This window comes from Kitasatospora sp. NPDC059648 (assembly GCF_042734825.1).
Taxonomy (GTDB): Bacteria; Actinomycetota; Actinomycetes; order Streptomycetales; family Streptomycetaceae; genus Kitasatospora.
The window spans coordinates 1-1,366 of sequence record NZ_JBHWDU010000235.1; the positions used below are offsets into that span (position 1 = coordinate 1).

At 68.9% G+C, this 1,366-nt stretch carries 1 protein-coding gene; it reads right to left on the minus strand.

The window, feature by feature from the left end:
* Positions 1 to 172: 172 nt before the first annotated feature.
* Positions 173 to 1,312 carry an IS701 family transposase gene (locus ACFV1W_RS40655; RefSeq protein WP_279092787.1) on the minus strand — a complete coding sequence of 380 codons (1,140 nt, stop codon included), beginning with the start codon at positions 1,310 to 1,312 and terminating at the stop codon, positions 173 to 175.
* Positions 1,313 to 1,366: the final 54 nt, after the last annotated feature.

Here is a 1,366-nt window from a genome sequence, read left to right on the forward strand (position 1 = left end):
TACTGCAACCGCAGTTATGGGGTGTGGCCTCGGCGTTTGTAGTGGCTGCGGCGGGCGCGGGTCTGGCTGCGCCGTCGCCAGTATGACCAGCGCAGATGGTGGGCGGCTGTGAGGTGATGAGGGTGGAGGAGCAGGCCGATGAGGCGGCGGATCTCCGCGACGGACAGGGGTATCAGGCCCTCGTGGCCGGGTCCGGAGCCCCCTTTGACAGCTCGTGTGCGCGGATGGCGGTCAGGCAGGCGAGTGTGGCCATGGACAGGGTGATGTGCCGGTACCAGGCCTGGTAGCGGCGGACCTGGTAGTGGTCCAGGCCGCACTCGTTCTTCGCGACCTGGAAGCACTCCTCCACCTGCCACCTCGACCCGGCGACCTTGGCCAGGTCCGTCAGCCGGGTGCCGGCAGGGCCGTAGCAGACGTAGTAGGCGATCTCTGTGGGGTCGCTGACGCTGCGTCGGGCGAGGACCCAGTGGCCGAAGCCGTTCTCCCAGCGGATCCGGATCGGCACCCGGGCCCAGTCGTAGATCCGCCGGCCGTGGGCGCCGGCTCCGCAGGACAGGCGCTTCCATGCCTGCCGGGGCAGGGAGGCGATGAGATGGTCCACCCGGGCGTCCCCGCCTCTGGTGGTGATCACGGTGTCGTTGACCTTGGTGGCCAGTACGTGGGCCACACCGCGTTCCTCCAGCCAGAACCGCAGGGTCTTGACCTGGCCGTATGCCTCGTCGGCGGTCACCCAGGCGAACGGGACGTTCGCGTCCAGGGCGCGTTGGAGCATGGCCCGGAAGTGCTCGATCTTCGTGGCGAACGGAACGTCGTCCTCGATTCCGGCGGCCCGGCAGCGCGCGCGGTCGTCGGTCCAGGATGCCGGCAGGTACAGTTCGCGGTCGATCAACGCCCGGCCCTTGGCGGAGGCATAGGCCAGGAACGTCCCGATCTGGCAGTTTTCGGTGCGGCCGGCGGTGCCGGTGTACTGGCGCTGGACGCCGGCCGAGCGGGTGCCCTTCTTGAGGAAGCCGGTGTCGTCGCCGATCAGCACCGCGTTCTTGTCGCCGATGCTCTCGACGACGAAGTCCCGCACGTCGTCGCGGACGGCGTCGGCGTCCCAGTCGGCCGAGTTCAGCAGGCGCTGCATCCCGTCCGGGCACTCCTCACCGGCCCGTTCCGCCAGCGACCACCCGTTCTTGCGTTCCAGCGGGGCGATCAGTCCCGCCATGTACTCCAGCGCCCGCCCGCGAGGCTCCGACCTGGTGAAACGCGACGCGAAGCGGGCGTGCAACCCCGCCAGCGCCGCCTTCCACTCCTCGACCTGCCCCACCCCAAGATCAACCACTCGCCAAGTCAACCATGATCAAGTGCGGTTGCAGTACTA